This window comes from Scytonema sp. NUACC21 (assembly GCF_054684315.1).
Genome location: NZ_BAAFZH010000028.1, coordinates 1 through 24,107, shown reverse-complemented (window position 1 = coordinate 24,107; position 24,107 = coordinate 1). Strand labels below are relative to the sequence as shown.

Below are 24,107 nucleotides of genomic sequence, written 5' to 3'. Positions count from 1 at the left end.
CTGCTGCATCAGAAGCTGAGCGTACCATCCGTCTGCTACAAGATTTACTAGATTTAGCACGTGCAGATAGTGGTTATTTGCACTTACAAATGAAATCTTACGTGCTGAATGACTTAATTGAAGAAATAGTGATGATGGCAAAGAAATATAGCGATCGCGTCATTACCATTGAGGCAGCACCTCATCCAATTGAAGTCAAAGTAGATTACAGCCGTCTTAAACAAGTGTTACTCAATTTAATTGATAATGCTATCAAATATTCTGACTTTGGTACACCTATAATCTTTAAATTATATCAACTTCAAGATAAGGCAATCATTCAAGTTTGCGACGAGGGTTATGGTATTCCCCTGCAACACCAAGCACGTATTTTCGAGAGATTTTACCGAGTAGACGAATCTCGCAGTCATGCAACTGGCGGTAGTGGTTTGGGTTTATCGATTGTCAAGACACTTGTAGAGGGAATGGGAGGTAGTGTCAGCGTGCAATCAAAATTAGGGGAAGGAAGTATTTTTACAATCAGTTTACCCTTATAAAGCAAATCTTAATTGTTAACCATCATATAATTTGTAAATATACAAAACCCAACATTTCAATTCAACATTGGGTTTTGTTATCCTTTGTAGAGATGCTTTCATGAGAGCGTATCTTTACACATTAAGCTCTTTATTAGAAGCAGTAAGAGCATAATCGGATGCTGCTTGGGCGCGACGACGGCTCATTTTTTGTTCGTAAGCTTCGTAAGCAATGCACATCCAGATTAAAGTCATGAATAAGATGTTTTTGTTAAAGCTTTCTGCTGCATTGGGAAACAAACTGCCAGCGGGTACAATACCAAATGCCAGTATGATGCTAAACGTCATAAGAATTAATAGTAACCCCGTCCACCGTACCCAATAATTGAGAGCAAACAATGCACCCAGTACAATTTCTGCTAAAGGTAGCAACCAAGCATAGGGAATAGCAATGAATCCAGGTAGCGGTCCTATACCTTCCCATCCCGGTGGAATTCCAGGACCAATTATTTGAAGTTTTTGAGTTAGAACTGTTTGGTAGAAACCGTTAGGAACGTTAAAGTTGAGGTAGTTAGCAATACCAGACAGGAAAAAGAAAACACCCATTGTTACGCGATTGACAGTCACAGCAGTCCGGAGGTTGAGTAAGTATTTCATAAGTACGTTCCTAGAGATGAGATAGAGGTTTTTGAAGTGTTTTTTAGCAAAGATATTGGGAAAAACTTTAACGAGAAGGGGAAGAAGGAGGTGCAAGTCGATTGAGTAAAGTCGGTACGCCCGTCCAACTTAGGGTTTGCTGAAATTGGGTTGGTTGAGCAGCCCGCCAAACGAGAGGACTTGCCAAAATCATTCCTGCTGCTACAGTTGCAACCCCATACAGCCAAGGAGTTTGTCCTAGCTGCATGTGGGAAAAAGGGCGATGGCGGTGGAATAATTTATCGGTCAGCCATTCCGTTGTCACTTTGAGGTTACGAGCTGGGGTTGGTAGCAGTTCCAAGTATGTTGCTTCCCGAATCAGATGACCGGGCTGACCTTTGATTTGGACTTTATTAAATAAATTCGCAACACCTTCGTTGAGTCCCAGTTTCATCAATGTACCGCGCATTTGGATTTGCACGGGAACGGTAGGTTTGTTTTCCCATAAATATTGGAGATTGCGGGCGATCGCAATTCCTTGCTGATACGCAACTTGTGCTGTAGGTGGTTGGGGATTGTTGCTATTTGTTGCACAGTCTCCCGCCACAAAGACTTCTGGAAAATTAGGGAGTTGCAATGTCGGTGTCACCACAAGCCGTCCTCGTTTGTCTCGCCTGTCTTCTGAGATTGGTAACTCCATTAACAGAGGATTGGGAGTGGTACCCGCAGTCCAAGCGATTGTTCCAGCCTGTAAAATTCGTGTTTGGTCGTGTTGCCGATACTCTACACCATCGGCTTGAATCTTTGTCACAGCCGCATCAAATACGAAATCTACAGGAATGACGCGACCTTTGAGCGCCCGTTGTGCTGTGCAACGCAAATGGCTATTGACATCTCCTTTCAGGATTTCACGGCTGCGATTGACTAAGACAACCCGAATTTCAGCTGCATCACCGCCCAACTCGTCGTACCAGATGGGCAATAAATCTGCCAATGTGCATGCTAATTCAATGCCTGCGGGACCTGCACCTATAATGGCAATGGTAAGCAGCAAACGCCGACGTTCTGAGTCTTGAGTTTGGAGTGCTAGATGCAGACGCTCTCGTAAGTGTTTTCGCAACGCGATCGCTTCTGTACCATTCGTAAACGGCATTGCATTCTCTGCTGCACCAGGAGTATTAAAATAAGTTGTTTTCCCTCCCAGTGCTAGGACTAAGTTGCTGTAGTCAAAAACTTTTCCAGAAGCTACAGTAACTTTGCATTCGTGTAGATGAATTGATTTCACCGTGTCTTGCACCTATGTAAGTAACTTAAGGATGAATAACCCGTACCAAAATCATCCATACTTAACCTAATTTTTCTTTTTTGCAACTGCTCAAGTATGGTTTTCACTGTTTCACTATTCTCCATGATGACACTTTCTGTAATTTCTAATTGTAAACAATTAGGATTCACTTGAGTTTCATCTAGAATTTTATCAATAGTCTCTATGATGTCAGAACGCGAAAATAAACGCGCTGAAAGATTGACACTCATAGTGGAAAAGCCTTTTGTTTTGGGGTGATTTTGCCAAATACATAATTGATGGCAGACCGAGCGCAGTACCCATATGTCAATAGTACTAATCAAACCTATTTCCTCTGCTATGGGTATAAACTTTGTAGGAGGAATAAGTCCATGAATGGGATGAATCCAGCGTACAAGGGCTTCAAATCCTGAGATGCTACCTGTTTTTAAAGAAATAATTGGCTGATAGTGAATAATCAATTCTTGTCGCTCGATCGCTTTCCTGAGATCGTGCTCTAGTTCTAAAAGCTGGATTGCTTCTTGATGCATTCCCGGATTGAAAAGGTGATACCTTGCTTTTCCCAAAGCTTTTGCACGATACATTGCTGTATCTGCATCTCTCAGTAAATATTCTGGGTGTTCGTAGTGAGCATCGCCCCAGATAATACCAATACTAGCATTAATAAATACTTCGTACCTGGATAATTGAAAAGCAATTGATAGTTGCTGTAAAATATTTTCTGCTGCCGAAATTGCCATACTAACATCTGTTAAATTCTCTAAAAGAAGGGCAAATTCATCACCTCCAAACCTTGCCAATGTATCAGTAGAATTTAAAGATGCTTGCAAACGTCGGGCAATGGCAACTAACAATTCATCTCCTACAAAATGACCTAGAGAATCGTTGACGATTTTAAAGCGATCGCAATCTAAAAAAAGGACAGCAAAACCATAATCTGGCTCCAAATTGGCACGTTGAAGAGCTTTTTCCAATTTTTTAATAAACAAAACTCGATTGGGTAATTTGGTCAGAGAATCATGAAGCGCCATATCCAGTAGTTTACTTTGCAGGTGCCTGCGTCTTCTCATCTCCTGCTGTAGCTTTTTCAGAGATGTCTCAAGCTCGCAAGTCCGTTCTTTAACTTTCTGCTCTAAGTCAGCATTCAGTTTTAAAATGTCTTCTTTCGCTGTTTTTAATGCCAGTTGATTTTGCACGCGCACGAGAACTTCTTCCAACTCGAAGGGTTTTGTGATGTAGTCTATACCTCCTGCATTAAAGGCTTTCACTTTATCAAAAACATCATCTAAAGCACTGATAAAAATCACTGGAATATCGGCTGTCACGTCTAAAGTTTTCAATCGCTGACAAACTTCATATCCATCCACGTCTGGCATCATAATGTCAAGTAAAATCAAATCTGGTAAGACGGTTTTACAAGCCATGAGAGCCATTTGCCAGTTAAGTGCTTTGCGAACACGATATCCTTGCTTTGTAAGGATTGAGGATAAAACACGTAGATTGTCTGCTGTATCATCAATAATTAAGATATCTTTTTTATGAGAAAGTTTGTCAAAAACTATTTTTTCGTAACTCATGGTACTTTTACTCTCGCGATTTACACAATTCTCTCAAGTCATCATAATTTCCAGAATCGCGGAAAATGCGTAAAAACACACTTATGTCCATAATAGAGAGTAGAAGGTGAAAATCAATTCTGCTGACCTACCTACGCGATAAAACCCAAGCCTCAACAAACAAAGACTTGGGTGAATTTATAGATCTTGATATTTCTTTTGATACTTAGTTGTTATACAACTGCTTTTTATCTATTCCCCCAATCTGATTGGGAGGCCAAAAGCGAAGTACCGCCCGACCAATAATATTTTCACGGGGAACAACACCCCAGCAACGACTATCGTAACTGCTGTTACGATTATCTCCTAAAACTAAGTATGAGTTACTCGGTATTGTGACAGGTTGGGATAGGAAAGGCGGTTGTTGCCCTGAGGTACAAACGTCAATAACTGTACGCTGCCCATTACTCAGGTACTGCTCCTCTGGTAAAGGTTTCCCATTGATGTAAACTTTACCATCCCTAAGTTCTATCTTTTCTCCTGGCAAGCCAACCACACGCTTAATAAAAGCATCATGGTATTGTTCTTTTTGTAATTCTTTTGTAGGAGAAAATACTACAATATCCCCGCGCTTGGGAGCGGAAAATTTGTAACCTAATTTATCGACAATAATCTTGTCTGCCTCCCACTGATTTGGAGAACCATGTAAAGTAGGTTCCATTGAGCCAGAGGGAATCCAACGTGCTTCGGCAACAAAAGTGCGAATTCCTAGGGCGAGAACAATACTTAGAACCACCGTCCTACCTAGTTCTGCGATCCAAGAGTTGTTGGGTTGTTGGCTGCTAGAGTTGTTGTCAGACACTTGATTTTGCAGTCATTTCACCAATATGAAAGAAAAAAGCCATTTTTCTGAAGAAGCAGAGGTTTTCGTCTTTCCCACTTCTTTCGCCTAGCAGCGATTGTGTTTTCTCGACCGATTAGCACCGGGCAATCCATTCATCCCTATTACTCTTAATCATTAGCAATAAGAAGGCAACAGATTTTCTGTCGAATTTGATAAATAAATTGCTATAGTGACTTGAATTAATTCACATTGCACTGATTATTAAGTCTCGCTAAAAAATTATTAGGCAGAATTATTTAGAGCTATTATAAAAAAATAGCCCGTTGGCAGAAAAACCATAAATCTGAAAAAAATAATTATGTGAATAATGGATAAGAATGATAACAATGTTGGGGAAAAATATTAGATTCCTTTGCAGTAGAGGGTTTTAGGTTATTTTATCATCATAAGAGTGATGGCACGCTATGTGTCCTATCTCAAAAGTCCATGAAGATCGTGGCTAGCTCCGCTATTACATTAGCTAGTGGTAAATAAACAAAACTCATAAATACCAAATACAGCCAACAACTAACTGCTAAAGGTTAATAAAATTTAACTAAAAGTAACTCCATGTTTTTCCGGGGAAGTTTGGGAAAACAGTGTTGTTTAACCAAAAGCATTGCAGATAATTCGCAAGAGCAAATTATGAATAAAAACACGCAGCCTGTTGTTTTTTTTGACATAGGCGATACTCTTGGAACGCCAAAAATATTACCTTTTCCCTATCGTCTTGATGGTTTAGATGTTTATCCTTATGTGCCACATGTTCTGCGGCAGTTGCGCGATCGCAACCTTCGCATTGGGATTATCTCGAATATCGGCGAAGATACACCCGAAAACGCGAACAGAGTGCTGCGAGAGTCACAAATTTACGACTTTTTCGACCCCGATCTACTTATATATGGTGTAAAAAACTCCTCAGAAATATTTGAGCGTGCAGCAGGTCAAGCAGGTTACGCTGATGACCCGAAGCAATGCCTATTTGTGGGGGAGGATAGTCAGGAACGAAGCTACGCAATCCAAGCAGGTTGGCGCGTAGCTCCCCATCCGTGTTTGGTATTGGAAGTACTGAATGGCAGCCATTTAAGATATATTCGCGTTACCGTCCCCAGGGAGCAAAGTGAACAAGCATGGCGGCAAGTGATGAGAGCATTGCCTGTAGTGCCATTGTATGTGACCGGCACAGAAGGAAGCAAAGTTTATGCGATCGCCTCTAGAGAAACTAGTGTAAAACTTGATGATTTGGGATTTGAGGTCGATCGTCTTGGTGTTGAAGAGCAGCCTCTGACATCAGAATTGTATCTTTTACGAGACGATCGCCAAACTCGCACCGGTTTTCTTGCTCCACAAGGGCATTCCAGCCACTTCTTTACCAACGATGAAGAATCCAATTGGGTATTGTCTTCATCTAGTGAAGGACTGTATGTTGCTTTGCCAGCTGGGCGAACGGTAGAGGAGTATCACTTTGAAGAAGCTTATCACGGGCATAATCTCAAGCTTCTGCCTGATATGAGTTTGTTAGAGCCATTTGGAGAAGGCAGCAATGCCAGAACAGCAAGCTTTTTACAAGAACCTAGAGTGGAGCCATCGTTGAGCCAAGATGAATTGGACAAGCTTGGCGAAATTACTCCCGAGGTCATTAGTAGTTACCTTGACCGTTACACCGGCATTAAACCACTAGATGCCGCAGGTCAAATCACAATCAAGAGTCGCCATATTCAAAATTCTGATAATGCAGTGGCGACGGAAGCACTGGCAAGGGATTTCATGGAGATAGGTGGTGATAGTTTTACTGTCAGGTTGTACCCATTCATTCATGAGGGTCAACTTCTACACAATGTCGAGGCAGAACTACGCGGTACAGGATCTGATGAACTTGTCCTAATTACTGCACACCTGGATTCTACAGCAGCCTTTAGCGACCATTTCAATCCAAAAACAGATATTGCCCCCGGTAGAGACGATGATGCTAGTGGCGTTGCTGCGGTCTTAGCGATAGCGGGTGTCATCAAGAAATTAGCTGCCATCAAATCGCCCAAGCGTTCCATCCGGTTTGTACTGTTTAATGCAGAAGAACACGGTTTGATAGGGAGTAAAGCCTACGCTAGAGGACAGGCAGCGATCGCAGCTCCCATTGTTGCCGTCTACCAGATGGATATGATTGGCTATAACGTCAATCCGCCACGTTCTTTTGAGGTTCATGTCGGCTATTTGCCTTCAAAAGATGTTCAAAATAGGTCTTTGGTGCTTGCAGAACGCCTTGGTAAGGTAACAAAACAGGTCTCTCCAGAACTTCAGCCATTGCAAATTTATACCAGTAAAAGCTGGCTAAATAAAGACAAAGACCCAGCTGAAGGCAGAAGTGACCACGCCAGTTTTCATGAGCGGGGATACGCTGCCTGCGTTGTTTCTGAGGATTGGGAATTAAGCTAGCCGAGTAGGTCCGTCGCCCGTTTTTATCAATTTCTGATTTGTAATAAACTCCAGGGCTTCGTACAATCTGGTTAACAATCACCCGTTCAGCACCGTTAATAATAAAGGTGCCTCGGTCTGTCATCAAAGGCAAATCCCCAATAAAGACTTCTTGCTCTTTGATTTCTCCTGTTTCTTTGTTGATCAGACGGGTAGGTACATACATTTGTACCGCGTATGTACTATCCCGCCTTTTTGCTTCTTCAACACTGTACTTGGGCTCTTTGAGCTTGTAGTTGTGACCTAAAAAGTGGAGCTCTAGTTTTCCAGTGTAGTCTGTGATAGGACTAAAGGAGTTGAGTTCTTCTATCAACCCTTCTTCTAGAAACCAGCGAAAACTGGAACGCTGGATTTCTATCAAGTCGGGTAGCATAAAGGCGGGTTCCATAATTGAATCGTTAGTCATGCCTCTACCTTTGTCAAACTAGTTAAACTTATTTGTGTGTGAGAACTTCTCCTTCTACCACACGCGTGCATACGCGGGCACTTGGATTGAATTTAAAGCGGACATCTGTGGGTTGGGAAACAGGGTAATGGCAACTTCTGGGGAAAACCTGCCAAGTCGTCTCCGAACTTGTCTTTATTTCCACAAGATGAATGGTGTAAATTTTTTTTCAGCTTTTTAGCTATCCTCATTTCCCCCTCCAAAAAGCGCGTTATTTTAAATACGCAACTTCTTTCCACCTCAAGAACCTTGCTTTTACGGAACAGACTGTGTTTTGTTAGCGGTGCAATGAGACTGTATGCTCAGAGGATAATCTTCCACTGAGCTAGCTTTGTATTGGGATGGCTTGGTTTTTGCGGTTTGCGATCCGGCTTTAGCCGTTAGCTCCGCTATCGGGCGGACAATTTTCATTTAACAATAGGTATTTATATAGCCGCTTCCCAGGAGAAAAGTCTAGGTTAACCTAATCACAAAGGGTTCGTCATTGAATCGGAGCATCCGCCTGTAGAGATATCAGGATGGTCAAGTGAATAAAAAAGCAACTCTAGTCTGTTAATTTAATTAATTTGTTGCCTCCTTAACCATTATGACCCACGCTTAGTGATTTTGGAGGAATTAATTTTACCATATTTTTGTCCTCCCAAAGTTTTTGTGTTTCTCCTGACACCAAACTGGTGTCAGGGAAAGTTTACACTTTTAAGCCAAACAATTCACAGGCGTTGCGGGTGGTGAGGGCGGCTATCTCTACTGGTGTTGCTCCTCGCAATCGAGCCACTTGCTCAGCTACATAGCGAACATAGGATGGTTCATTGCGCCGCTCACCTCGTTTTGGTACGGGAGACAGGAACGGACAATCTGTTTCTACCAACAAGCGATCGCTCCTCACCATTGCTGCCGATTCCTGGATTTGTTTGGCATTTTTGAAGGTAACAGTCCCGCTAAAGCTAATGTAAAAACCCAACTCAAGAAACCACTGAGTTTCTTCCGGGTCTCCCCCCCAACAGTGCATGACTCCCCGAACCCTATCTCCTTTGATGCCTTTCCATTTTTTTAGCACCTCTTTCAGTTCACTTGCTGCATCGCGGCAGTGGATAATCACTGGCAAGTTCAACTCAGCCGCAATTTCTAACTGAGCCTCGAACACCAGCAACTGTTGGTCGTAGTTACTTGCTTTGTAAAAATCCAACCCCGTTTCCCCAATTGCTACAACTTTGGAATCAGAACGAGCCAGAGAAATTATTTCTTCAGCTGTTAATTCACTCCACTTGTCTGCATCTAGAGGATGCAACCCCACTGCAAAGCTGACTTCAGGAAAGCGATGAGCTAGGGCTTGAATGCTTGTAAACTCTGATGGCTCGACACAGGAATGTACCAGATGTACCACTCCTGCCTCTTGCCATCGCTTGCGAACTGCTTCTATATCAGATTGGAAAACGTCAAAGTTAATGTGAACGTGGGTGTCAATCAGCTGCATCGTTTGTCCTTTGTCATCTATTATTTGTCTTTTGTCCAGTGCCATTTGCCATTTGTCCTTTGTTCAACCCAGCAACTCTTGACTCATGACTAATGACCCGTGACTTATGACTTATGACTTATGACTATTGTGCAGTTGCCACTGTAGGTGAATGCGCTTTAAGCCGTTGAGCCAGTTTTGACTTTTTTCTTGCTCCATTATTAGGATGAAGTACACCGCGTTTTACAGCTTTGTCTATTTTGCTGTAAGCGGCAGACATATGAGCAAGTACTTCTTGCTTTTGTTCCGGGCTCGGGTTAGCTGCATAGGTTTCAACAGCAGCAAGGTATTTTTTCATCAGCGTCTTCACTGCCGATTTATATGCTTTATTACGCAGTCGGTTGCGTTCCGCGATTTTGGCGCGCTTAAGAGCAGACTTTGTATTCGCCACTGTCAGTTCCAGAAAGACGTTGAGAAATCTTGCGGTTTCTTAGCGAAAGAATCCCTAACTATATTGCTTGCAATTAGTTGGGGTGCGTTCAAGAAGCAAAACCCCTGGCTGAGGGATTGGATTTATCAAAAGATGAAGCACTGCAAGTTCTGAAGTGGGTGCTGAAATGGACGGGAGGGCATCCCTATTTAACGCAACGACTTTGCAGCATAATCAGACAAAAAGAGCAGAAAAGTTGGTCGCAAGCGGATATTGATGGCATAGTCAGCAGTACCTTTTTTGGGAAAATGAGCGAGCAAGATAATAACTTGCAGTTTGTGCGGGATATGTTAACCAAACGCGCACCAGATGAAGAAGGCGTGCTGACAAATTATCGCAGCATTCGTCGCGGTAGGCTACCTGTTTTAGATGAAGAAAGGTCACTCGTGAAATCCCATCTCAAGCTTTCAGGTGTGGTAAAGCGAGAGGGTGCTGTATTGAAGGTGCGGAATCAAATTTATTACAGGGTATTTGATTTAAAGTGGGTCAATCAACACTTGCCGTTGAAGTTGCAGGATTTGTGGGAACGCCTCAAGCCGTCACTACCTTTACTTATGACAGCAGCAGTATTTTCTGTTATGGTGGTGGCAATAGCGTTGCATGCAGAACAACAACGTCGAGAAGCAGTAACACAACGCAATAATGCTACAAAGAGCGAACAGTTGGCACAACAAAACGCGCAAGAAGCACAAAAAGCTCAAAGACGCGCTGAAGCATTACAACAAGCAGAAGAAAAGCAACGCCAACTTGTAGAACAACGCGGACAACAGTTAGCCGATTCTCTCCAAAAAACCAAACTGGCTCAACAAGCGGAAGTAAAGCAACGCCAACTTGCAGAACAACGCGGACAACAGTTAGCTGATTCTCTGCAAAAAACCAAACTGGCTCAACAAGCGGAAGCAAAGCAACGCCAAATAGCAGAACAACGTGGACAACAGTTAGCTAATTCTCTTCAACAAACCCAACAGGCTGAAAAATTAGCCGTGCAACGTCTGCAAGAAGCTCAAAAGCAACGAGACATTGCCAAGCAAAGAGAAACAGAAGCAAACAATGCCAAAACACAAGCAGAAAAACTTCAAGTTAATGCAGAAATTCTGGCACAAAGTTTAACGACAGAAAACTTACTGGCTTCCTACCTTGAACTTGATGCATTAGCCGTCGGTTTGAAACTGGGAAAAAAGGTGAAAAGCAAGAGATTAGAAGGTGACACTCGATTCAAGGCAATCTCTGCTTTACATAAAGTTGTTTACAAGATAGAAGAACGAAATCGTTTTGAAGGGCATAGCGATTTTGTCAGAAGTGTAGCCTTCAGCCCAGATGGCAAGACCATTACCAGCGCAGGTGATGACAGTACGCGCTTGTGGAATTTCGATCTGGATGATTTACTGGCAAAGGGTTGTGCTTGGATTCATGACTATTGGACGTACAATTATCTTAAAAATAATCCCAATGTTAAGGAAGAAGATCGCAAATTGTGTGATGGTATTAGCAATAGGAAATAATCGCATCTAACGTTTGCATTTTTTCCTACAGCCCAGGCGAATAGAATTCACAGCTATACAAGCAAAACCCACCTGGGTGAGTTTTAAAACCTTAATTTTCATGAGTTCGCGCAGGCAAACTTACAGCATTTTTCAGGTAATATCATGTTCAAACCACCATAACCAGCATTGAGTATCCAATAAAAGTCTCACTCTACACCAACCTCAAATGCCGCTAGTATATCTTCTGGTAAAGGAGCATTAAAGTCATCTGGTACGGTAAACAGTCCCCGGTCTTTTCCCAAACTAGATCGTCGATCTAACGATGTCCGAAATGGAACAAGCTTTGCAATTGGAATACCCCGGTTTGAAATAACAATTTCTTCTCCAAGCTCTACACGGGACAGTAGCCGAGAGAGGTTTGTTTTAGCCTGATGGATATTTACAGTTTCCATAATCTTAAAAAACTAAGTCTATAAACTAAGTTTAGTTTGGTTGTAGCAATTCTACAATTTTAGAAAACAAAAGGAAATATATAACTATTAACCACTAAATCATTAACAAAAAATGTAGAGACATTATAAATAACATCTCTACATTTTTTATTAGACAGATTTATCGCGGCAAATTAACGCGCTGTGCCTTGAGCTGCAATAGCATCAACTGGTTTGATGAAGTACAACCGCAGGAGTTGCCAGCCGTTGGAGATGTAATAGGGTAGCTTCTGGAAGAATTGCAGGAATTTGGGGGTGTTGGAGTTAGCGATCGCTGTCAATTTTTCGTTATTCTTGACACAAATTTCCAGGCGATCGTAGAATTCCGGACGTTCCACATCCAGCATGACTGGGAAGACGCGCCCTGCAGTTTCGTTGGTTTTTTCAATGACGTACTTATCATAGTCCCGTGCATCTAAACCTAAATGTACGTCGAGACAGAGTCAGACTACTTCGGTAGCGTCAGTCGATGAAGCGTAAAGAATCCCCACGCCTTTAGCCTGGGGAGTATGTCAAGGTGTAAAGATTCAATACGTTGCTTGCAAACGGCTTAAAAGATATTGTCCGGCAAGGATAGGGGGATATATTGCAGGCTTATCCTTCTGACAGCTTTCGAGACACACAATTTCTGTATCATCGTTAGGATGGCAGAAAAAAGCTACAGAATATCTCGATTGCTTGACCCTATCATCTTGAGGAATCATTACCCGATGTTTGGTAGAACAAAATACGTGATTTGTCCAACGTTCCATTAAATCCCCAGTATTGACGACAACAGTAGCGGGAATCCCCCGTGCTGCAATCCACTCTCCGGTAGCTGTCTGCACTTCTAATCCTCCAACTTCATCTTGAAACAACAGTGTAATACTGCCATAGTCGGAATGTTCCCCAGCACGAACTTGTCTTGGTTTAGCTGGTTGCAACAATGAGGGATAGTGCAGCAATCGCAAAGTATGATTTTGCTGGTTGTGGTTTGTGGCAAAAAAATCTTCTGGCAATTGCAAAGCCAACGCGAAAGCTTGCAGCACTTTATTAGCAAGTTCGGTGCAAGCGTCATAAAAGGAGGGAATGCAAGCGCGAAATTCTGCGTTCAAAGAAAAATTGTTGATTGCAACAAAGTTTTTGCCTACATTGAAGGCTTCTTTTAAATCCCCTGGTTGATTGGGATTGAGGCGTTCTCTTTCTATACCAACGTAACCTTGATTGCTGAATTCATCACTCCAAGCGAGTTGTTGCTTGGCTTCCAAAGGCAAATTGAAAAAGTCTTGGCTTTGTCTGAATACTTGCTCAATTAAATCTTGAGATATGCCAAAATTTTTTAAATATAGGAAACCAATTTCATGACAAGCTAAATAAATTTGCTTAACTACAGTTTGTTTATCTATCGTATCCCCGTTGGTAAAGAGAGAAAAATCAATTATTGGAATCTTGCCCATGTAAGTGTATTAGAGGAAAAACTCGACAGAACTAACTTTATCATCTCCTGTCGCTAGTAGCTTGTTAAGGTCAAATTTTTGGCAAATTTCGCAGAGGCTTACAGGCGAACTTAATTTAATCAAACAAAGATTGATTCATAAATACGGTTCTGGATTTTCAAAATTCCCTGTTGCTTGACTACTAGCCCCGACAAAAGCAATTCTCTTTCCTCTGAACTATCAACTGCAACAATCTCTCCTTGATGCAAAATTTGTCGATAGAGTTCGAGTAGCCGAATGGATTGTTTGCTATTGAGGAGGCGATCGCGGATGGTTCGCAAATGCTCTGGTTCATCCTGGGATTCCCAATTCTCTATTACCTTAGTTTGCACCAAATTTTCAATCCATTCAGCTTCTCTGTTGGTAGGAACAGGAGATGAAGAATTGCGGATGAGGTTACATAGCTTTTGGGTCAAAAAAGGCTGACCACTAGTCCAAGCTAACACTTCTTTTAGGAGTGTTTGAGGATTGCTCACTCTCTCTGCCAATCCCTGAAGTAAAGGTTGTGCTTCATGTTCTTTAAAGCCTTCCAATTGAATAGTCTGACCGATGTTAAACGGCGTTCTTTGGTGGTCAGTAATTAAGTCGCTAGGGGTGGCGACTCCAAAAAGAGCAAAGGTTAAACATCGATACTCTGGATTCATACTACGCTGGTTATAGCAGGAGCGAATCAGAGCAAAAAAGTCATTAACTGGGAAATTCAAGCTCAAGACGTTATCAATTTCATCGATAAAAATTACCAGATTTTTAGAGATAGTGTCATCATTTTGAGCCACTTCAACGAGCAAAAATTCTTCGATAAATTGACTCAGCTTCTGAACCGGAGAAATATCTCCTTGCTCTTGCCACCAAGTTTTTAGATTTACCTTTCTTAGTAAATCAAAACTTCGCCATAGCTCTACTGTCAATCCTTTGTACCATTGGTTAGGCGTGATGTTTTCGCTACCAATGCGGGTCAGATCGATTGCCCCGCAGTTAAATCCCTCATGCTCGAGATGGTTTATCATGCGTACCATCAGGCTTGACTTGCCCATCTGCCGGGGATTGAGAATGTAACAAAATTCCCCGCGCTTTAAGGCTTTGTAGAGATAACGGTCTGCTGAGCGCACAACATAAGTGGGAGCATCCATCGGCAAACTTCCTCCCACTTGATAGTCAAAGGTTGAGGGTTGTTCGGCACTTTTAAGTAACTCGTTTTCAAAGAGCAGTTCGGCTTGGGTGGCTTTGAGAATTTCTAGGGTTTGTGAAAGGTCTTGAGTGCGCTCTTCTACTCTCAACTCTAGATTTCGGTTATAATCTTCTCATTGTCCGTAGAGACGGGCATTTTCAATAGAGATAGCAGCTTGAGCAGAAAGTCATTAGTCATTTGACAAATGACCAATATTTGAAATTTCCTTACACATTTGGAAATTTGTGTTATTCTTAGTACATAGAATTATATTCGGTTGTGCAATTTGTCTTTATCTACTTACAAGTGTCTCTCCGAATCTAAATTTCTACATAATTTGATTCTGGAGAAGTTTTATGTCGATTTATGTTGGTAATCTATCCTATGAGGTCGCACAAGAAGACCTCAGACAGGTCTTTGCAGAATATGGAACTGTGAAGAGCGTTAAAGTACCTACAGACCGGGAAACAGGTCGCGTGCGGGGTTTCGCCTTTGTGGACATGGAAAGCGATGCAGAAGAAACTGCAGCTATTGAGGCTCTTGACGGTGCCGAATGGATGAACCGCAGTCTGAAGGTCAATAAGGCTAAGCCACGGGAAGACAGAGGTTCTTCGTTTGGTGGCGGGCGACGCTCAAACAATGGTGGAAGCTACTCTCGGCGCTACTAAGCTTTGAGATAAATTTTGGCTTCTGTTCCAATTTTTTCATTTCAAACAAATAATTGAACTCTCGGGTATGGGCAGACAAGGTTCTGCCCTTTTTTGCGCCCCACACAGCACCTAGCGTCAAAAGACAAGCTGTCAAACTTCTATGGGGTAAATATTAAGACATGCTTTTTGCGGCAGAATCGTATACTTTAGTTGTAAAAAACACACTTAATAAACTCACAGCCGCACTGATGAGAAACGTCGGGGTGTACCCTGTTCTTTGTGCAAGAATCCCGCTCAAAATTGTGGCGGCAATTCCACCTAAAAACATTATTGAAACTTGAATTGTATAATCGGTTGCAGCAGTTGCACGTTCGCTTTTGTCCATCACGGCGCTAAGCAATGCCGTATATGCCATACTCTGGGTTGCGTTAACTAGAATACACACGGCATACAGTACAGGTAAACTAGCAACGCCCATTGCTGGCACAATATACAAGAGCGTAGTCAGGGCTGCTATAATTCCAAACAAAATTAGAGAATGCTTGTGTCCCCACCGCACAATCATCACTCCAGCAAATAAGGCTGACGCAATGCGGGCGCTGTAACTGACTATACCCAATACCCAGCCAATATCTGATAAAGATAAACCCCTATCTACCAAGAGCGGACGAATTAATATACTCGTCACACTATCGCCAGTCATATACAGAAACACGACGAAAAGCCACGATAGCATTTTTGAACGAGAGAAGAAGTTAACAAACGGCTGAAAGTACGCTCTAAAAAAGCTTAAGTTTTTTGATTTTGCAGAAACTTGTTCTCGATAAACCAATGTTGGCAATAGATTTAGTAGCATGAAGATTGACATAGCAATTAGACTATACCGCCATCCCACTTTCTCTAGCAGAATCAGCATGACACCACCGCCAATAACTGCTCCCAAAACATTTCCCCCAGATTGAATGGCGTTCCCCAATCCGCGTTCTTGGGGTTCAAGCAAATTGACTGCTAATGCATCAGTTGCAATATCTTGGCTAGCGGAAAACAAACACGCCAAAAACATACAAATGAGCAATACAGTTAAGTTATTTCGGATATCAACAAAAGCATTGACAAACAGGGTTGAGGTTAACAACAATTGAAAACAAATAATCCAACCGCGATAATGTCCTAGCCTACCTAAATGGTAGCGGTCAATGAGCGGTGACCAAAGAAACTTGAACCCTGACGGAATAACTAACAAACCCAAAAATCCAATGGCATCGAGCGACATATTTTGTTGTCGCATGAAAACGGGTAGTGTCTGGATAAAGAACGTGGTAGGGATGAACTGAGAAATATAGAGGGTCGCAAGCAGAACTAGCTTTGGTCTCATGATACTGTTATAAATTGGCACGAACTTGCACTCCGTAAGTCAGCGGCTCGCCAAATCCCGCGATCGCATTCGGCGGTGAGAACAAGAACCCAGACGTAATATAGCTTGTATCAAACAAGTTATTAGCAAATAAGTAAATACCGTAGTTAGCTCCTTCATAACCAATTCGGGCATTCACCAGCGCAAATGGATCTTGCTTAACTTGATTGGCATCATCAAAATAAGTTTTGCCGTAACCGCGCAATTCCAAACGGGCAAAAATACCGCCAGGACTTCGATATTGAGCCGCAACGTTATAAGTAACTTCTGGTGCGAAGGGAACGCGATTGTTGCTGAAGTTTACACCTGTAAACGGATTGGTGTAGTCTTTGAATTGGCTGTTGACATAGCCAACACCAGCCACCAACTCTAGCCCTTGTATTGGTTGTGTTCTCATCTCAAATTCAAGTCCAGTCACGCTAACTGCAGCATTGGCAACATTTGCAAAAAAGCCAAAGTTATCGGTTAGCAACACCTGGTAGTTATCAACATCTGTATGAAACACCGATAGGTTAGCGACTTCCCCCTCGACTTGGCTGCGGCTGAAGTTGCTCCTGTTGCAATCAGCGCTCCCGCAATCAACGGTTAATAATAATGTAGAGATGGGATATATTCCGTCTCTCGAAATAATTAAAGCGCCCTCTTTCCGGAGGACGCTTTTTTGCTTTTACCCCTCTCTAGCCCAGAGTTGATAAAAAATACTGCTGGTTATTCAGGGGGATTAAGGGAGGATACATTCAACTTGTATGTACACGGCTTGATCGAGAGAGACAAAGGGGGGTAAATTCAACTTGTGTATCTGTCAAGATGTCAATTTCTGAGCAGCAGCGTGCCAGATTAAACCAGCAATAATAAGTGCTACACCCACCTGCCAAATAAAAGGTTCTACCCAAAAAGCCAGAAACAGACAAGCTGCCAAACCAGCAAGTGCCAGCCATTTAGGATACAGTCGTTCTGATGGTGTCAAGTAAAACGCAGCCCAGTTAGTAATTGCGTAGTAAATCAAAACGGTAAAGGCACTGAAAGACCAAGTGGTTTTAACATTTCCAATCAAAACGAGAAGAGCAATTGCCATACCTACAACAATGACGGCGGGAGTAGGAGTTGTTCCCGATTGATTCAACCTAGCGAATATTCTGGGCATATCTCGCCGCCGCCCCATTGCCAGCAATACACGCGATAAGCCCAAAACTAGATTGAGCAGCACTCCCAGCATGGCAAAAATTGCACCAACTGCCAAAATTTGGGGTCCGCCGGGAATGCCAAAACTGCGGGCTGCTGCTTCCAAAGGGGCTGCCTGTCCTTGTGACGCCGATGCACCAAGAGTATCCGGTCCTACTGCCGTAACAGCAACAGCGGCAACAGCTGCATAAAGCACCATTGTTAGTATCATCGTCACAACGATCGCTTTTGGAATTGTTTTGCGTGGTTCCTTCGCTTCTTCCCCCATAGTGGCTATGCGACCGTAGCCGGTATAAGCGACAAACATCAAAGCACTAGCATGGAGTACTGTTCCTACAGAGTCTTTAAAGAAAGGTGTGAGATTTTCCGCCCCATTTGTCACAGCTTTAGGTATTCCCGCCAGAATAAAGAAAACTAGAGACAGCATTGAGATGGACACGATCGCAATATTGGCAAAATTAGAGCGACGAATCCCACTTAAAACAATCGCTGTAAGAACTAACACAGATGCTAAAGCCAAAGGTATAAGCAAACCACGTCCCGTCAGACCCGTAGCGTTGAGAAAGTAACCAGCAAAACCCAAAGCAGCGGTAGCTGCAGAGGCAGATTTTGCTAGCAAAAACATCCATCCAGCCGTAAATCCAAGCCAAGAATTTAGATATTTGTAACCATACTCATAAGTACCACCACTAACAGGATGATTGGCAGCAAGCTGGGCACTGTTAAGCCCGTTGCAAGTTGCCACCAACGCTCCAACAATCACGGCTATAATCACTGCTGCACCAGAAATTCCAGCGGCAATACCAATACTGACAAAGACCCCAGTTCCGATAATTGAACCCAGTCCCATCACAGTTGCACCCACAACCCCTAACTCACGTTGCAGTTGCGGCGATGAAGTTGTATGCGACACGACACTTTCCCTGGAAACGATCGTTCTGCAAAAGATTGTATCGGTTAGTGGTTAGTGGTTAGTGGTTAGTGGTTAGTGGTTAAGAACTTTTGGGAATACGCTCAATTTCAGCATATCCGCTGAAAATTAGCCGTTGTCCTTCAGTTTCTAAGCGATTCAGACGCATTTTGACCCCATCTAGGTCAAACCGATCTAAATCGACCATATTATCTAAAATTTCTACCAGTGCTAGGCTGAGAGTTTGCGAAATTTCTTTTTGCGTGTCTGGCACTTGCTCAAGTTCAACTACGGGGTTTTTAAAAGAAATATGCCGCCGCCGTTCAACAGCTACAGAAACAACAATATGCAATGGTATGGGTTCTCCGTTGCTTAAATCAGCTTTTGCAAAAATACGCAACCGATTTTCAGGTAAGAGCTGTACTTGAATTTCAGGAAAGGAGACGGGCTTGCCATCAGATAATGCTGTCAATGCTGGTAAAGTAAGATTTATTAAACGCTTTGTCACCAATTCAGCTTTAAAAGCTTGATTAATACCTGCTTCCGACAGGATGACTTGGGCAATAGCTTGAGTTGGTTGCTTGAGACTGAGTTTGCCACTGAGAACGGAGCTAAAGTCAATGGCGACAGCATCAGTTTCAAAGGACATTTCTTCAACGGCAAAGTCTTTGCGAATTACCAAGCCACGACCGCTCATTTTGAAGCTGTCGATACTGCCTTGCAATAATTTGCTGGAGGGGTAGCAGCGGACAAAGACTTCTACTGACTCGCTTTTAGCGAATAGGTGGCGAATCGTTTGGCTGGCTACGGTGTCCCCAGAAAAGTTAGAACCACTCAAAGCTGCAGGTGCTCAAGTTGTAACCCACTCCTATCAAGCAATCAATGCTGCTGATTGTGTCATTCTTATGCTGAGTAACGCTGCAGCTATATATAGTGTTTTACTTTCAGATAGGTCTTGGCGAACTGTTGCGGGGCGCTGTGTTATCCAGATGGGAACAATTACTCCCACAGAAAGCAGGGAAATTAGAGATGCAGTGATTGCGGCTGGTGGCGAGTATATAGAAGCACCTGTCCTTGGTAGCATTCCAGAAGCAAAAGCTGGTAACTTGATTGTTATGGTGGGCGCACTCCGACAACAGTACCAGCGCTATTTAGATTTATTGAAAAATTTTGGTCCAGAACCCGTACTTGTTGGTTCTGTGGGAACTGCTGCAGCACTTAAATTAGCACTTAATCAATTAATTGCTTCTCTGACGACTGCTTTTTCTCTCAGCCTGAGTTTTGTTCAGCAACAAGGTATCGATGTAGATTTGTTTATGGAAATTTTGCGTAACAGCGCCCTTTACGCACCAACTTTTGATAAAAAGCTCCAACGGATGCTGGAGGGGAACTATGCAAATCCCAATTTTCCGACAAAACACTTGATGAAAGACACAGATTTATTTATATCTGAGGCAAAATCCGCTGGTTTAAATGTCGCTGGGATTGAAGGTGTGCGGGACATTCTAGAAAGGGCAATGAAAATGTCATTTTCTAACGCGGATTACTCATCCATCTTTTCTGCAATTAATTCACATGAATAGTTAGTAGTTAGTGGTTAGTGGAAAACTACTAACTACTATCTACTAATGGGACTTAGACAAAAATCAAGCCCAAATAAAGCCTAAACTAGCTTTATAAGCAGTAAACACGTCATGGTTGAGAGTCAACTACGCTAACATAGTGAAAACCCTTAACATTAGAGGCGAGACAAACAATGGAAGATTTAACAGGACTAGGAAAATTTGCTAGTTCGGCTGTAGAACTTTGGAAGGAATCAGGTATTAAAGAAGCAATCAAAACAATATTTGGCCCTGCTGCTGAAAAAGTAGGATTACTATTAGCAGACGAAATTGACAATATCAGATATAAAAAAAATGCTTTAAAAGCTGTTAGCGCTATATTAGAGGTTAAGGAAAAAATAGACCAAAGAAAGATACAAGTAATACCACCAAGCGATGAAACTTTTATACAAGGGCTTGAAAATGTTCCGCTAAAAGAAGATGAGAATTTGCGAAAGAAATGGATTGAGCTTTTACTATACGAAATTTCAGGTGAAGAAGTAAAACCTGTATAGATCGATACTTTAAGAAAACTATCTCCAAATGATGCAAAAGTTATAGATGCAATATTTGATTTATATAAGCAAGGAAATGGACGCACAATAGCAGAAAATATAAAAAATTTTCTGGAAACTAAGCATACATATCTAGACCTTGAAAAAATAAAAGATTCTATAGAAGATTTAAGGATTATGGGATTATGCCAAAAGTATATAATTCAGGATGGATTAACTATTGCAGCAGCAGGAGGATTCATACACCAATCCGCACTAGAAAATGATGAAATTTATATAACAAATTTAGGAATCAGATTTATTAAATGCGTGAGTGAGCCAGAATCAAAAGAGTAATTGTAGGTTTTAGAGTGTATGCTGATGATTGTCTCAAGGATTTAGTTTTGTTAGACCCTGCTGAGTTTAAATAATTATGGGACACTCATAACCGGATAATAAAACTGTGTTAGGGTGTGAGAAATGATTCCAGAATTTGAAGAGAATGGTAATTTACCACCAGGAATACACTGGGCAGAATGGGAGGAATTTAAGGAAATATTTGGTACTTCTTTAACTAGACAGCGCATGGTAGATGGTTTAGAACTGGCAATGACTCAATTAAAAGCAGCAGGTTGTAGAACTATTTATATTGATGGTAGTTTTGTCACCAATAAACAAAAGCCTGGAGACTTTGATGCTTGTTGGGAGGATAATGGGGTTGATATAAATTATCTAGAATCTATTGCTCCGGTTTTATTTAATTTCGCGCTGCGTCGTGCCGAACAAAAAATTAAGTATAAGGGTGAAATCTTTCCGTCAAGTTATCCTGCTAATGATTCCGGTACAGCCTACATAGATTTTTTTCAATTTGATACCAGGACGAACACGCATAAAGGAATTATTGCTATAGATTTACAAAGGTGGAAACCATAATGATCAAAAACGAGCAACAGTATCAAAATTCCTTAGATTGGTTGCAACGCTTTGAACAGTCTATAGCAGAGTTAGATAGCAATGAACAATTGAAGGCAGAACCGGAACGGTGGAAGCTGCACCGAGACTCATACCAGAGTCAAGTTGACGAATTAAAGTTAGAAATTTCGGGCTGGGGAGGATACACCCTAATACACAGTAGAATTTAGTACTAGTTACAAGATTTTACCGGGTTAAATGGTATCCGTAACCAGCTTTGGATAAGCTGCACCATAATATTCGTGGTTTCCTAATACATATATAACTGGTTTACTTGGAATATTTTCTACTGCCCAAGCAACTCCTTTTTTCCCTAGATTAATATCTCCAGCAAGGACAAAAACATCAGCATCTGTATGTGGAATATGGAAAGGTTGGAATTCAAGGTGTAAATCACTTAAAATTTGAATTTTCATGGCTGATATGGTTGATTCATAACAACCATTGCCGTCCTCTTTAAATGACAAGTCAATCGTCCCACAAGCAAAAATTGTCCGCACCAAGGTGTGCGGACAAAATCAAGCTTCCTGATAAATGATTTCCTGAAACTGGATGAAATCCTTATGGGGATCGGAGTGGGCCACCTTAACTAACAGTTGTTCGCCTAACCTCACTGAACGTTTGAAAGACATAGGTAACTGCAAACCCAATTCCTCTAATAGAATGAGTGCCAAACCACTGTCTTCTCTCAACCACATCAGAACCACTGCCTGCCAAACCTTATCAAAATTTCGGCGCAGGTATTCTAAAGCCCAATATCTATTGGTTTGACGCTCTACCATTGTCACCTCTTGGGTAATGGTAGATACAGTCATCATGACTTCTTTGAGTTCTTCTGCTGTAAAGGGCAGCACATCACCGCGCAGATGTGCTTTTAGTTGAAAGTGGGTGAGCAAGTCGCTGTAACGGCGGATGGGAGAGGTTGCCTGAGTGTAAGTATCCAGACCCAAACCCGCATGACGCACAGGAGTAATGCTCATTTCACTCTTGGGCATACAGCGCCGCATGGCACAAGCACGAACAAATCCTGCAGGAAGTTGTACTAATTCTTGCTCTGGTGGTAACTCCGGCTGTGGTTGACCGCGAAAGGGCAAGGGAATGTTATGCTTTTGACCGTAGCGTGCGGCGACTTCACCAGCAAGTATCATCATTTCAGCCACCAATTGCCGGGATGGAGAGTCTTCTAAGATATCGATGCTGATATCTTCTCCTTTGACTTTAATCATTGCCTCAGGCATATTGATACTGATTGCTCCTTGGGCATACCGCCATGCTTTGCGCTGATGTGCCCAACGGGCAATTGCTGCTATTTCTGGTTCTGCCTGTACGCCCAAATCCAGCATTTCATCTACATCTTCATAGGTGAGGCGATAGGTTGGTTTAATCAGACTTGGATGAATGCTGAATTCTTCTACAGCTCCTGCTTCGTTTAAAATAATGCCAAAACTTAAGGCATAACAAATTTTCCCCTGAACCAAACTCATGGGTCCGGTTGCCAAAACTTCGGGGAACATAGGAACCATGCCTGTTGGCAAATAGACGGTGCTGCCTCGTTTTCTTGCTTCTAAATCCAGATCGTCTTCTGGCATCAACCAGCGAGTGGGATCGGCAATGTGTACCCACAACCTTTCCCTGCCATTCGGGAGTTGTTCCCAACTCAGACCATCATCTATCTCGGTGGTACTTTCATCATCGATGGTATACACCTTGAGGTGTGTGAGATCCAGACGATTAATATCCCGATCTGGCGGATGTGAGTCCAATCGCTCTTGCGCCACTTCTAACACCTTACTAGGGAACTGTATGGGAATTGACGAACGCCGTAAAAATAAGTTCTCATGCTCGCTCCACCAACCTACATCCACCAAGAGTTGAAATGCTCCTTGGGGAGTTGCGGGGCGTCCGAGCAAGTTCATTGTTTCTTGAACTGGCTGAGGAGGTGGATATGCCCGAGAAAGGGAGTCATAGTTTAACCCCACACGCACAATGTCGGCAAGGAGTGCGGCATACTTTTCTAGGGCTTCTAACTTATGGCGATCGTGACGCTGCCACTCTACTGTCTCCCCTTTGAGCGCCTGTTCGACTCGCGTCAAAAATTCCTGTTGTCCCTTAGCTTTGAGTGCCTCTACTTCAAGTTGGTGTTTGCGTTCTGCCACCGCTGCTGCAGTTCGCGGTTCGTAAGCATCTGCTTTCTGCTTGAAGTATATTTTGTCCTCCGACAATAAGTAGTGAGCGGCATAAACGTGATGCGCTTCTGTTTCTGAAAATAGCAAATTCGCCATATCTGCTGGAGTGGCTGTTTCGCCCGTTTCTACCAGGAGTTCCCAAGCCACTTCCAAGCTAGACGGATCTAAATAAGACTTGACGGCTTCGAGAAATTCGGGAATCTGCGAGGGCTTGTAGGTTTGCCCTGTTACTGTAAAGGTAAATTGCCGAGGTGCAAGACTATGAGATTGACCCCGTTCATCGACTACAAACCAACGGGCTTTCCCGTCTGGACGGTCTACTAC

General features: G+C 42.5%; 21 protein-coding genes and 5 pseudogenes. 9 read left to right on the top strand and 17 right to left on the bottom strand.

All coding sequences use genetic code 11. The annotated features are described in order from the left end of the window. Positions 1-536: sensor histidine kinase (locus tag ACYRY3_RS02360; RefSeq protein WP_460200181.1), on the top strand; the 536-nt coding region annotated here is incomplete at its 5' end. A gap of 114 nt (positions 537-650) precedes the next feature. Here ACYRY3_RS02360 and ACYRY3_RS02355 read toward each other — a convergent pair. The 4 genes from ACYRY3_RS02355 to lepB form a co-directional block, all read right to left on the bottom strand. Then, on the bottom strand, positions 651-1,172 hold the full coding sequence (locus ACYRY3_RS02355; RefSeq protein ID WP_460200180.1) for a DoxX protein: 522 nt from the start codon (positions 1,170-1,172) through the stop codon (positions 651-653). A 67-nt stretch (positions 1,173-1,239) separates the two neighbouring features. After that, the gene (locus ACYRY3_RS02350; RefSeq protein ID WP_460200179.1) at positions 1,240-2,436 is read right to left on the bottom strand and encodes an NAD(P)/FAD-dependent oxidoreductase; all 1,197 of its coding nucleotides are present in this window, start codon (positions 2,434-2,436) and stop codon (positions 1,240-1,242) included. Continuing rightward, a complete protein-coding gene (locus tag ACYRY3_RS02345) occupies positions 2,433-4,034 on the bottom strand; it encodes a two-component system response regulator (protein ID WP_460200178.1) in 1,602 nt (533 codons plus the stop codon). Before ACYRY3_RS02345 ends, ACYRY3_RS02350 begins: the two co-directional genes overlap by 4 nt. A 205-nt stretch (positions 4,035-4,239) precedes the next feature. Next, positions 4,240-4,887, bottom strand: coding sequence for a signal peptidase I (gene lepB, locus ACYRY3_RS02340; protein WP_460200183.1), 648 nt, complete (start codon positions 4,885-4,887; stop codon positions 4,240-4,242). Positions 4,888-5,466: 579 nt separating this feature from the next. Here lepB and ACYRY3_RS02335 point away from each other — a divergent pair. After that, on the top strand, positions 5,467-7,329 hold the full coding sequence (locus ACYRY3_RS02335) for a M28 family peptidase (protein WP_460200177.1): 1,863 nt from the start codon (positions 5,467-5,469) through the stop codon (positions 7,327-7,329). On the opposite strand, the pseudogene ACYRY3_RS02330 reads toward ACYRY3_RS02335, so the two are convergent. From ACYRY3_RS02330 to rpsT, 3 genes and pseudogenes are all read right to left on the bottom strand, one after another. Further along, positions 7,313-7,774, bottom strand: a pseudogene (locus ACYRY3_RS02330) (DNA-directed RNA polymerase subunit beta); the annotation flags it as partial. The gene ACYRY3_RS02335 and the pseudogene ACYRY3_RS02330 sit on opposite strands and share 17 nt — an antisense overlap. Before the next feature lie 727 nt (positions 7,775-8,501). Beyond that, positions 8,502-9,287, bottom strand: a complete 786-nt coding sequence (locus tag ACYRY3_RS02325) for a TatD family hydrolase (protein ID WP_460200182.1) — start codon at positions 9,285-9,287, stop codon at positions 8,502-8,504. 124 nt (positions 9,288-9,411) lie between these two features. Beyond that, positions 9,412-9,717 (bottom strand): 30S ribosomal protein S20, encoded by a 306-nt coding sequence (gene rpsT, locus ACYRY3_RS02320; protein ID WP_460200176.1) that lies wholly within the window; start codon positions 9,715-9,717, stop codon positions 9,412-9,414. A gap of 77 nt (positions 9,718-9,794) precedes the next feature. On the opposite strand from rpsT, the gene ACYRY3_RS02315 reads away from it, so the two are divergent. Continuing rightward, entirely contained in the window at positions 9,795-11,258 is a 1,464-nt protein-coding gene (locus ACYRY3_RS02315; RefSeq protein ID WP_460200174.1) for a hypothetical protein, read from the top strand. Between the two features lie 188 nt (positions 11,259-11,446). Here the strand turns inward: ACYRY3_RS02315 and ACYRY3_RS02310 are convergent, their stop codons facing one another. The 4 genes and pseudogenes from ACYRY3_RS02310 to ACYRY3_RS02295 all read right to left on the bottom strand — a co-directional run. After that, positions 11,447-11,692 (bottom strand): type II toxin-antitoxin system Phd/YefM family antitoxin, encoded by a 246-nt coding sequence (locus ACYRY3_RS02310; protein ID WP_460200172.1) that lies wholly within the window; start codon positions 11,690-11,692, stop codon positions 11,447-11,449. Between the two features lie 173 nt (positions 11,693-11,865). Then, positions 11,866-12,156: pseudogene (locus ACYRY3_RS02305) on the bottom strand (magnesium-protoporphyrin IX monomethyl ester (oxidative) cyclase); the annotation flags it as partial. Positions 12,157-12,258: 102 nt separating this feature from the next. Beyond that, positions 12,259-13,167 carry an isopenicillin N synthase family dioxygenase gene (locus ACYRY3_RS02300; protein ID WP_460200171.1) on the bottom strand — a complete coding sequence of 303 codons (909 nt, stop codon included), beginning with the start codon at positions 13,165-13,167 and terminating at the stop codon, positions 12,259-12,261. A gap of 119 nt (positions 13,168-13,286) precedes the next feature. Next, positions 13,287-14,498 (bottom strand): annotated as a pseudogene (locus ACYRY3_RS02295) (AAA-like domain-containing protein); the annotation flags it as partial. Between the two features lie 232 nt (positions 14,499-14,730). Between ACYRY3_RS02295 and ACYRY3_RS02290 the strand changes: the two are divergent. After that, on the top strand, positions 14,731-15,042 hold the full coding sequence (locus ACYRY3_RS02290) for an RNA recognition motif domain-containing protein (protein ID WP_460200170.1): 312 nt from the start codon (positions 14,731-14,733) through the stop codon (positions 15,040-15,042). A gap of 154 nt (positions 15,043-15,196) precedes the next feature. Here the strand turns inward: ACYRY3_RS02290 and ACYRY3_RS02285 are convergent, their stop codons facing one another. Both ACYRY3_RS02285 and ACYRY3_RS02280 read right to left on the bottom strand, forming a co-directional pair. Beyond that, entirely contained in the window at positions 15,197-16,399 is a 1,203-nt protein-coding gene (locus ACYRY3_RS02285; RefSeq protein ID WP_460200169.1) for an MFS transporter, read from the bottom strand. A gap of 7 nt (positions 16,400-16,406) precedes the next feature. Continuing rightward, positions 16,407-16,955: pseudogene (locus ACYRY3_RS02280) on the bottom strand (TonB-dependent receptor domain-containing protein); the annotation flags it as partial. Here ACYRY3_RS02280 and ACYRY3_RS02275 point away from each other — a divergent pair. Then, positions 16,956-17,027: pseudogene (locus ACYRY3_RS02275) on the top strand (photosystem II protein D1); the annotation flags it as partial. Positions 17,028-17,240: 213 nt separating this feature from the next. Here the strand turns inward: ACYRY3_RS02275 and ACYRY3_RS02270 are convergent. After that, on the bottom strand, positions 17,241-18,533 hold the full coding sequence (locus tag ACYRY3_RS02270) for an APC family permease (RefSeq protein ID WP_460200168.1): 1,293 nt from the start codon (positions 18,531-18,533) through the stop codon (positions 17,241-17,243). Positions 18,534-18,612: 79 nt separating this feature from the next. Then, positions 18,613-19,368, bottom strand: a complete 756-nt coding sequence (locus tag ACYRY3_RS02265; RefSeq protein ID WP_460200167.1) for an LmeA family phospholipid-binding protein — start codon at positions 19,366-19,368, stop codon at positions 18,613-18,615. Here ACYRY3_RS02265 and ACYRY3_RS02260 point away from each other — a divergent pair. The 4 genes from ACYRY3_RS02260 (at position 19,340) to ACYRY3_RS02245 (ending at position 21,767) form a co-directional block, all read left to right on the top strand. Next, entirely contained in the window at positions 19,340-20,113 is a 774-nt protein-coding gene (locus ACYRY3_RS02260) for an NAD(P)-dependent oxidoreductase (protein WP_460200166.1), read from the top strand. The genes ACYRY3_RS02265 and ACYRY3_RS02260 overlap by 29 nt on opposite strands. Positions 20,114-20,286: 173 nt before the next feature. Next, complete coding sequence (locus ACYRY3_RS02255; protein ID WP_460200165.1) at positions 20,287-20,646, top strand: hypothetical protein; 360 nt, start codon at positions 20,287-20,289, stop codon at positions 20,644-20,646. A 459-nt stretch (positions 20,647-21,105) separates the two neighbouring features. Continuing rightward, positions 21,106-21,558: a DUF6932 family protein gene (locus ACYRY3_RS02250; protein WP_460200164.1), complete on the top strand. Its 453-nt coding sequence runs from the start codon at positions 21,106-21,108 to the stop codon at positions 21,556-21,558. Next, positions 21,558-21,767: a hypothetical protein gene (locus tag ACYRY3_RS02245; protein WP_460200163.1), complete on the top strand. Its 210-nt coding sequence runs from the start codon at positions 21,558-21,560 to the stop codon at positions 21,765-21,767. Before ACYRY3_RS02250 ends, ACYRY3_RS02245 begins: the two co-directional genes overlap by 1 nt. A 24-nt stretch (positions 21,768-21,791) precedes the next feature. On the opposite strand, the gene ACYRY3_RS02240 is transcribed toward ACYRY3_RS02245, so the two are convergent. Then, entirely contained in the window at positions 21,792-22,013 is a 222-nt protein-coding gene (locus tag ACYRY3_RS02240) for a metallophosphoesterase (RefSeq protein ID WP_460200162.1), read from the bottom strand. A 102-nt stretch (positions 22,014-22,115) separates the two neighbouring features. Continuing rightward, the coding region (locus ACYRY3_RS02235) for a ribonuclease catalytic domain-containing protein (RefSeq protein ID WP_460200161.1) at positions 22,116-24,107 on the bottom strand (1,992 nt) is incomplete at its 5' end.

What these genes read in the sequence shown, in the direction of transcription:
- ACYRY3_RS02300 (WP_460200171.1), bottom strand. Translation starts at nt 13,167, where the DNA reads ATGGGCAAGATTCCAATAATTGATTTTTCTCTCTTTACCAACGGGGAT.
- ACYRY3_RS02345 (WP_460200178.1), bottom strand. Translation starts at nt 4,034, where the DNA reads ATGAGTTACGAAAAAATAGTTTTTGACAAACTTTCTCATAAAAAAGAT.
- ACYRY3_RS02240 (WP_460200162.1), bottom strand. Translation starts at nt 22,013, where the DNA reads ATGAAAATTCAAATTTTAAGTGATTTACACCTTGAATTCCAACCTTTC.
- ACYRY3_RS02355 (WP_460200180.1), bottom strand. Translation starts at nt 1,172, where the DNA reads ATGAAATACTTACTCAACCTCCGGACTGCTGTGACTGTCAATCGCGTA.
- ACYRY3_RS02245 (WP_460200163.1), top strand. Translation starts at nt 21,558, where the DNA reads ATGATCAAAAACGAGCAACAGTATCAAAATTCCTTAGATTGGTTGCAA.
- ACYRY3_RS02250 (WP_460200164.1), top strand. Translation starts at nt 21,106, where the DNA reads ATGATTCCAGAATTTGAAGAGAATGGTAATTTACCACCAGGAATACAC.
- ACYRY3_RS02310 (WP_460200172.1), bottom strand. Translation starts at nt 11,692, where the DNA reads ATGGAAACTGTAAATATCCATCAGGCTAAAACAAACCTCTCTCGGCTA.
- ACYRY3_RS02325 (WP_460200182.1), bottom strand. Translation starts at nt 9,287, where the DNA reads ATGCAGCTGATTGACACCCACGTTCACATTAACTTTGACGTTTTCCAA.
- ACYRY3_RS02335 (WP_460200177.1), top strand. Translation starts at nt 5,467, where the DNA reads ATGTTTTTCCGGGGAAGTTTGGGAAAACAGTGTTGTTTAACCAAAAGC.
- ACYRY3_RS02255 (WP_460200165.1), top strand. Translation starts at nt 20,287, where the DNA reads ATGGAAGATTTAACAGGACTAGGAAAATTTGCTAGTTCGGCTGTAGAA.
- ACYRY3_RS02285 (WP_460200169.1), bottom strand. Translation starts at nt 16,399, where the DNA reads ATGAGACCAAAGCTAGTTCTGCTTGCGACCCTCTATATTTCTCAGTTC.
- ACYRY3_RS02290 (WP_460200170.1), top strand. Translation starts at nt 14,731, where the DNA reads ATGTCGATTTATGTTGGTAATCTATCCTATGAGGTCGCACAAGAAGAC.